Raw genomic sequence first — 9,345 nt, forward strand, 5'->3', positions numbered from 1 at the left:
GTCGAAATTCGCGTATGGCTCCTTGAAGCTAGGTGGTCGATACCGACCTCGACACTGGACTGGTGGCCACCACTTTTCGTCCCATTACTCCTCGATTCCTGGTGCCAACCGCGACTTTCATAAAAAACCGACACTTGCGAATCAGCAAAAAACCACTTCGCATAAAAAGCCACACGAAAGAAAATTCACGAAATCTCTTACCAACTGATAAATAACAACTTTCTGTTTTTCCACCGATTTGAAAATATGAGATTCCGGCATCGAAAAACTCGAAACAACACAGTTCTGTAGGCCGGTTCAACGCCGGCGCTACCATGGCTTATAAAAGCCAACATATCACCTTGTAGGTCACCGCCACCTTTTTGGAATATTGATCGATCAACATTGATCACACGACAGGACAAACACCCATCAATCATCGATAAGTCGAGGCAGAATTTCAGCCGGTTTATCGACTTAAAAAAGACGCAAAAAAATATTGCGATAGCCGACAAGACATCACCCAGCCAAAGGCCGGGTGATCGAAGGGGATCTTCGCTGGAGTGATCCACCGCTGACTCCACTCTCTACTCCACTGCCTACTCCACCAGCAGCGCGGCCTCCTGGCCGATGCGCTCCAGCGTGGTGTCGCCTGCGCCCGGCACACCGGCACCGTTCAGGACCAGCGCTTGTTCGCTGTCTGCGCCACTGCCACTGCCGCCACCACTGCCTCCACCACTGCCCCCTGCCGACGCGGGGCCTACGCTGTCGGTCTGGTCCTGTTCCGGAGGCAGCCAGACCGATACCTCCTCGTCGCTCTCGTCATCAAGCAATTCCGACAGCGCCAGCCGGTCCGTCTGGGCAGCGACTTCCTCGCCTGTCACAAGCACACCTGTGTCGCCAATGGCAGAGGCACTGACGTCAGCATCCGCTGGCGCTGGCGCTGGCGCCACGTTGGCTCTAGCGAAACTGCGAGCCTCATCGTATTCGCTATCAGCAGCATCTACCCAGAGACTCGTTTCACTGATAAAGCCCCCGTCGTACAAGAACGTCACCGTATGATCGGGATTGATCGTCACCTGGCCACCATCACCGCTGGAGACTCTCACCTTCAGGGAACCGTAGCCATCGCCGCCGAAGTTCACCAAATCGAGGGTCACCGGAATGCCGCTATAAAAGGTAAAGCCTTCCAGATCAGCAGTGATCACAGGCGTGTCGTCATCTACCGTCAGCCGGAGTTGTCCTTCAGCAGTATCGCCGTCACCGTCGGTAATGACGTAGCCGACCGCGACATTGATATCACTCTCCCCAAGGTCATCTTTGTGGTCCAACGGACGATACAGCTCGACGCGGTAGTCGCCGCTGTCGATATCGGTCATCTCGATGCCAATCACAGTATTACCGTCGCTATCGGAGGCCAGGAGGCTGTGGCCGGAGCTACCGAGTGACCAGGCCAGGGGGCGTCCTTGCGACGTTAAAGACGGCATGCCTTCTGTCGTCCAGCGGAAGCTGCCACGCCCTCCCTCACCGAAGTCATAGCCCAGCGAACCGGTCACCACGGTCTGCTCACCGGGAACGTCATTGAAACCGCCGGGGTTGCCGCCGAGGCCATCCTCATCGACGACGGCCTCGGCCACCATGGTGGCGGGGTCGCCATCGGTTTCCGGGGTCGTCGGTCTGGTGGGGTCGCCACCCGTCACATCGATAGAGAGCGTCGCCTCGCTGCTGTCACCGTCGTTGTCGCTGCCGCTGTAGTCGATCTCCGCCACGCCGGAGAAGCTCGGGTTGGGTATGAAGGTCACGGTGTCATCGGCATTGACCGTGATGCTGCCGACCCCTGCCCCTCCCTGAAGGCCAAACCCGCCGATGCTCCCCGGCCCATCGGCGCCATATTTATCGTTGGTGGACACATCCACGGTAATCGGGGTGTCACTGTCGGTACTGGCGCTATCATCGCTGGCGCTGCCGGCGTCGTCGTCGACAAAGAGCAGGAAGACACCCTCGGCACGGTCCCCGTCGCGATCGGTGACGGTATAGCCAACCTCTAAGGCGCGGTTATCCTCTACAACATAAGACAACGAGGGGGACGGCTCGTGATCCAACGGCTGGAACAGCGCCACTCGATAGCTACCGCTGGCAACATCGGTCAATTGCACCGAGATCACCCGGTCGCCACTGCTATCTACGCCCAGCAGCGAACGCCCGTTACCGCTTAACTGCCAGGTCACCGGATCTCCGCCGGTCGTCAGCGTCGGCAGATCGTCGCTATGCCAGGTAAAACCACCCTGACCGTTATTTCCGAAGTTGTAGCCCAGCAAGCCGGTGGCGACGGTGCGTTCGGTGGCAACATCCCCATCTCCTCCCGGGATACCGCCTGGCAGCCCGTCTTCGTCGACGAAGGTCCTGACAGGGACAGTGTTCGGATCGTCATCGGTTTCCGGGGTAGTCGGGATGTCATCGGTTTCGACGTCCACGACAAGCGTGCCGGTACTGATGTCACCGTCGCCGTCCATTGCGTCATAGTGAACACGCGCAACGCCAGAGAAAGACGAATCGGATTCAAAGGTCAAGGTACTGTTAGGGTGGATCTTGAGGGTGCCGACGCCGTCGGCGCCACCCTGAATGCGGGCGCCGACAAGACGTCCCGGCCCATCGGCGCCGAACTCATCATTGGCCAGCACATCCACCCTGACCCGGTCACCGCTCACGGTGCTGACACTGTCATCGTTGGCGCGAACGCTGTCGTCATTCACGCTGACATTGAGCACGCCTTGCGCAGCCTCGCCGTCACGATCGGTGATCACGTAGCCCAGCGCCATGTCGATACTGTCCTCGCTCATGGCATCATCGTGATCAAGCGGTCGGAGCAGTGACACGCGATACTCTGCGTTGAGAATATCGATGATTCTGACGCGCAGGACGCCATTGCCCTCGGTATCGGAGGCCGTCATGGTATGGCCGGTGGCATTGAGCGACCAGCTCAATGGGCGGCCTTGTGACGTCAAGGAGGGCAGACCGTCGGTGCTCCAGCGGAAGGTTCCACGCCCATCAGAGCCAAAGTCATAGCCCAGCGAGCCGGTCACGACGGTCAGCTCGCCTGGCGCATCACCCGGACCACCGGCAACACCACCGGCCAGGCCGTCCTCGTCGACAACCGCGGTGGCGGGTCCGGTGGCTGGATCGTCATCGGTCTCCGGGGTGGTAGGACGATCCGTGCCCTGGTCGACACTGACGCTGAGCTGTCCAGCGGTAATGTCGCCGTCTGCGTCGCTGCCGGTGTAATCAATCAGCGCGGTGCCGCTAAAGCTTGCCTGTGGCACAAAGGTCAACACGCCAGCGCTGGTTAGCGTGACGCTGCCGACATCCGCGCCTCCCTGGACACTGGCAGCGATCACCCGTGCCGGGCCATCGGCGCCGTGGTCGTCGTTGGCCAGCACGTCCACTTCGACCGCTGTCGCGCGATCGGTGCGCGCACTGTCGTCGTTGGCACGACCACGGTCATCATCCACGGTCACGCGCAGCACACCCTCAGCAGTGTCACCGTCAGCGTCGCTGACGCTGTAGCCCACGACGAAGTTGAGGTCGTCCTCGACCCTGGCGTTGGCGTGGTCCAGCGGCCTTGCCACTGCCACCTTGTAGCTGCCGGTCGCCTGATCGACAAGCTGAACCGAGATGGCCCTATCGCCATTGCTGTCAAACCCCACCAGCGAACGACCGTTACCGTTGAGCCGCCAGGTCACCGGATCACCGCCGCTGGTCAGCGACGGCAGGCCGTCGGTGCTCCAGCGAAAGTCTCCCTGGCCATCGCTGCCGAAGTCATAGCCCAGCACGCCCGTCGCGACCGTGAGTTCGGTGGGCGCATCCCTGACACCGCCGTGGATGCCGCCCGCCAGGCCATCCTCGTCGACCACGGCCTTGGCGGGGTTGGACAGGGGGTCGCCGTCGGTCTCCGGAGTGATGGGAATACCGGCATCATCGCTCTTGACCACAACGCGGAGCTGTGCACTGCGGGTATCACCGTCGGCATCGCTCGCGGTGTAGTCGATCAGCGCACTCCCTGAGAAGTCAGGGTGGGGGATAAAGGTCAGGGTGCTGTCGGGATTGATGGTGACGTTGCCAACCGCTGCCCCACCGCGCACGCTGGCGGAGACGAGACCACCCAGGCCATCAGCGCCGTACTGGTCGTTGGCCAGCACGTCCACGCTGATCGGGCTGGCCTTGTCGGTAGTGGTGCTGTCATCGACCAGCAGCATACTATCGTCATCCACGCTGATCCTTAGCTGGCCCTGGGCAGTGTCGCCGTTGCCGTCGGTGATCATGTAGCGAACGGTCAGATCGATATTGTCCTCGAGGCTGGCATCGTCGTGGTCAAGCGGCCGGTGCAGCTCGACACGATAGAGCCCCTGCTCGAGATCGGTGATGCGGACGCTGATCACCTCGTTGCCAAGCGCATCCACGCCCGTCACCTCATGCCCGGTACCGTTGACCAACCAGCTCAACGGGCTACCCTGTGAGCTCAGCGCCGGCAGGCCATCGGTGACCCAGTGGAAGGGAAACAGCCACGGCCCGTCCTTGCCGAAGTCATTGCCCAACGATCCGGTGACGACCCTGGCCTCTCCGGCCACGTCCCCCGGGCCGCCGGCGATGCCACCGGCGAGGCCTTCCTCGTCGAGCACGGCCCGGGCCGAGACGGTGGCAGGGTCGCCATCGCTCAGCGGCGTGATCGGTACATTGTTGCCAGAGGCGCCGACACTGACCTCGACACGTCCGCCGGTCTCATCGCCATCACCGTCAGTGTATCCGAGCTGCAACAAGGCCGTGCCGTGGAACTCGGGATGCGGCGTGAAGGTGGCATAAAAATCACCCTCTTCGTGGCTGACCTGGCCAACGCCATCGCCGCCGACGACCTCGGCGCGAAAGTTGGCGACCCGCTCGAAGTCGGCGCCGATAAGGATGTCATCCCGCAGATCAAACCTGACCGGGGTATCGGTGCCAGTGAAGTACCATCCCCTGTACCCACCACCACGGGGACTGTCGTCGTCCACCAGGATGTCCAGCGAGCCTTGCGCACTATCGCCGTTGCCATCGGTGATGACGTAGCCGACGCTGAAGGTGATGTCGTCTTCCAGGTAGGGGTCGCTGTGATCCAGTCCCTTTAGCAGTTCAACTTTGAAGATGCCCGGCTCCAGGCCCAGGAGCTTTATACTGATCACGTCTACCTGGTCATAGTAGCCGAAAATATTGAGACCGCGGGCCTTGCCGATCAGGCTGTTACCAGCGGCGTTGAGCGACCAGGTCACAGGCTCACCATTCGCACTCAATTCGGGCAAGCCATCGGTGGACCAGCGGAAGCTGCCAGGCCCAGCCTCTCCAAAGTCGTAGCCCAGAAAACCGTCGTAATAGGCTTGGTAGTATCCGATATCGCCGGAACCACCTTCCAGGCCAGTCATTTCATAGGCATACAAGTAAAGCCGGTCCTCATCGACGATGGCGGTGGGCGCCACGTTCTCAGGATCACCGTCGCTGTCCGGGGTGGTGGGGCCGCCGGCGTCGCCACCTTCGACGACGACGCTGAGTGTGGCGGCGGCGGTGTCACCGTCGGCGTCACTGACGACGTAATCGATCAGCACCTCTCTGCCGAAAAGCTCCGGGTGGGGCACGAAGGTCAGGCTGTTGTCGGGGTTGATCGTGATGCTGCCGACCGCTGGCCCGCCGCGCACGCTGGCGTCGATGATGCCCCCAGGGCCATCGGCGCCCAGCCCGTCGTTGTCCAGCACCGCTACCCTGATCGCCGTGTCGACGGCGATTGTGGCGCTATCGTCTCGGGCCACCAGGCTGTCGTCGTCCACCACGATGTCAAGCCTGCCGGCGGCAACGTCTCCGCCACCGTCGGTGACGGTATAGCCCACCTCGATAGAGAGGTCGTCCTCGATGCCCGAAATGACATGATCCAGCGGCTTGTCCAGCGTCACCTTGTAGCGGCCGGTCACCACGTCGACAAGCTGCACCGCGATGACCCTGCCGCCACCGCTGTCGACGCCCAGCAGCGAACGGCCATTGCCGCTTAGCCGCCAGCTCACCGGATCGCCACCGGAGGTCAGTATCGGCAGGCCATCGGTGTGCCAGCGGAAGCCACCCGGACCATCATTGCCGAAGTCGTAGCCCAGCGATCCGATGGTCACGCGACTCTGGGTAGCCGTGTCGCCGGCCCCCCCGGCGATACCGCCTGCCAGGCCATCCTCGTCGACCACCGCCTTGGGCGACCGGGTGTCGGGGTCGCCATCGGTCAGTGGCGTGATCAGCCCGTCAGGATTGACGGCCGCAACAGACACGGTGAGGGTGCCGACGGGGAAGTCACCGTCGCCATCGGAGCGGGCGTAGTCGATAAGCGCATCGCCGGAGAATCCCACAGCGGGAACAAAGGTCAGGGTGCCATCGGGATTGATCGACACGGTGCCCACAGCGTCGCCGCCCTGAACGCTTGCCTGCATGACCTTGCGTACGCCCTCGGCGCCGATCTCGTCGTTGCTCAGCACGTCCACGATGACCGGGGTGGCACTGAGGGTGGCGGCGCTATCGCTGTTGGCGCGGCCGGCGTCGTCATTGACACGGATCTCGAGTACGCCTTCAGCCGTGTCGCCGTCACCATCGGTAACGACATAGTCGATCACAAAGTCGACATTGTCCTCGATACTTGGATCCGAGTGATCCAGCGGCTGGAACAGCTCGAAGCGATATTCACCCGTCGTGATATCGACAAGTTCAAGCCTGAATACCGAGCCGAACTGCGCGTCCTTGGCAATCAAGGTCCGTCCATTATTCACCAGTGACAGGCGCGGCACTTCCCCTCTCACCTCCACATCTACCAAATAGGAGCTACGAATCCAGGAGAAACCAGCAACCCCATCGTCGCCAGCGTCATAACCCAGGAAACCGGTGGCGACCGTTGACTCGCCGGCGATATCGCCGATACCGCCAGCAATGCCCCCGGGCAGACCCTCCTCATCGACGACGACCCTGGCCGGTTGGGTATCGGGGTCGTCGTCGGTTTCCGGAGTGGACCGCGTCGTCGAGGCAGCGTCGCGGACATTGACGGTCAGACCTCCTTGGGTGGTGTCACCATCGCCATCGCTGCTGGTGTAATCGATCAGGGCATCGCCCAGAAAGTCCGGGTGAGGCACGAAGGACAAGCGGCCATCGCCCCGGACCGTGACGCTACCGACATCGGCTCCCCCTTGAACGCTGGCCGCGACAACCCCACCCGAACCGTCGGCACCGAGAACGTCGTTAGCCAGCACGTCGACGATGACCTGGGTGTCCTTGGACGTGGAAGCCCTGTCGTCGTTGGCGCGAGGAGCGTCATCATTGACCGTGACCTCGAGCACGCCGAAAGCGCTGTTGCCAGAGACGTCGACGACGACATAGCCCAACTCGAAGTGAATACTGTCATCGTTGCCAGCGCCTGAGTGATCCAGTGCGGCAATCTGGTCGCGGTCAGCAAAGTGTCTAACGTCAGGCAACCGTACCTCATAGCTGCCGGAGGCTAAGTCGGTAAGCACCACCTCGATGACCGCATACTCCTCCTGGGCGTCACTATCGTAGGCAACCCCACGCACCCTGTGGCTACTAGCGTCAATCAACCATGACACCGGATAGCCGTCGGCGGTCAGACGCGGCAAACTGGCGATATCCCAATCGAAGCTGCTCACCCGTTGAATTTCGTAGCCAGTTTCTTCTGAGCAATCGCTGCCGAGGTCATAGCCCAGCGACCCGGCCGCCACGACCGTTTCGCCTGTGCCTGAGCCGCTGGCACTACCGTAGTAAGAGGCGGCTTCATCGACGATAGCGTGGGCCGGTTCGGTGGTGGGATCGCCATCGGTCTCCGGGGTGGTCGCCACCTCGCTGTTCTCACATTCTCGGATATCGAAGTGGGCCTCGATGTTCACCCGGTCGCCGTCACCATCGATGACAACGATCTGGAACTCGAACGATCCCTCGGCATCGGGGTCGGCCTTGAACACCCAATATTCCAAGTTGACGGCGAGCAGGCCTTTGTCGGTGTCGATCATCGCCCCCAGTGGATATTCGGTGTCGTCACCGGGCAGGCTGACAAAGACCCGGTCGAGCCCTTCTTTGCCAGCATCCATCCTCCAGCGATCGACGACAAAGTTCCCCGGAACGACCGAACTGGGAGTATCGATGCCGTTGTACCCCGAGTAGGTGGGTGGCGCTACATCAACCACATTGATGTCGACCCAGGCCTTCTCTTCCCTGCCCTCGTTGTCGGTGGCGATGAAAGGAAACGATAACGACAGAATGTCGTCGAAATCAGGCCCGGTATGGTCCAGTTTCCGATTCACCGAAACAGTGACCAACTCGTCGTCGTCAGTCAGTTGCAGGATCAGCAGGGCTCTTCCCGGATCCTCGTCCAGCAAACTCTCCTCGAACAGCATCAATCGCTGCCCGTCGGGTGAAATCCGAAACCCCACTGGCTCACCGTCCGCCGTCAGTTCGGGGAGGTCAGGAGCCACCCAGCGATAGGGCTCATTGCTGGCAGGATCTCTGTTGTATCCAAAGTCGTGGTTCAGCCTGAAGCTATAACTCCCACCGCCATCGGTGACAGAGAGAAGGACAGCGGGCTCCACGCCGCGGGTATTCATCAGCGCAGTGGCGCTGGCATTGGCTCTTTCAGTGTCGGTATTCATGGGAGTGTCCTCGCCGCCGGTTGGTGGCGGCAAACAACGAAAACAAGGCAACAAGCACGGTGTGATTCCTGCGTCTGCCTTAAACCTAGGCACTGATTTTCGCTCTCGACACTGGACTGACGAACATCATTATCACTCGAAGCCTCGTTGTTTTCCGACATCAAAAATTTCTTTTTTATAAAACAGATAATTGCGCGTCAGAAAACACCTCAGCCACCAACTCACACTTTGTGATAAAAAATTCACAAATTTTTAAATGATTGATAATTCGACACTTAACTTTATAAATAAATACCAAGGTCGCTGCCATTAAGCGACTACACAATCGATTAAGCACAATTTTGCATGCTTATTCCACGCCTCGGGCAACGATGACTGCGAACAATCACACAAAACACTCTAGATTTTACGTCACGATTTTCTTCCCTTGTCAGTTCGACAACTGAAAAAACAAAAACCACGCTTCCATCTTTCCATAAGCGAGTACACGCCGGCCTTTACGCACGTCGCTATAACGCCATAACAAAAAATTATCACCTTTTGATAAAAACCCCGATTGGCCGAATTAAAGTGCTGATGTTGTGGGTCGAGATCACCGCCCGAAGAACAGCCGATAGTTGCTGCGCTTGCAGGATGCAGTGCACGGCCCTGTCGCTGGGAG

At 60.2% G+C, this 9,345-nt stretch carries 1 protein-coding gene; it reads right to left on the reverse strand.

The genetic code is table 11. The annotated features are described in order from the left end of the window. Nucleotides 1–578: 578 nt before the first annotated feature. A complete protein-coding gene (locus RBB39_RS19280; RefSeq protein ID WP_253028519.1) occupies nucleotides 579–8,684 on the reverse strand; it encodes an Ig-like domain-containing protein in 8,106 nt (2,701 codons plus the stop codon). Nucleotides 8,685–9,345 lie beyond the last annotated feature (661 nt).

This window comes from Halomonas sp. MMSF_3323 (assembly GCF_030733595.1).
In the GTDB taxonomy this organism is placed as follows: domain Bacteria; phylum Pseudomonadota; class Gammaproteobacteria; order Pseudomonadales; family Halomonadaceae; genus Halomonas; species Halomonas litopenaei.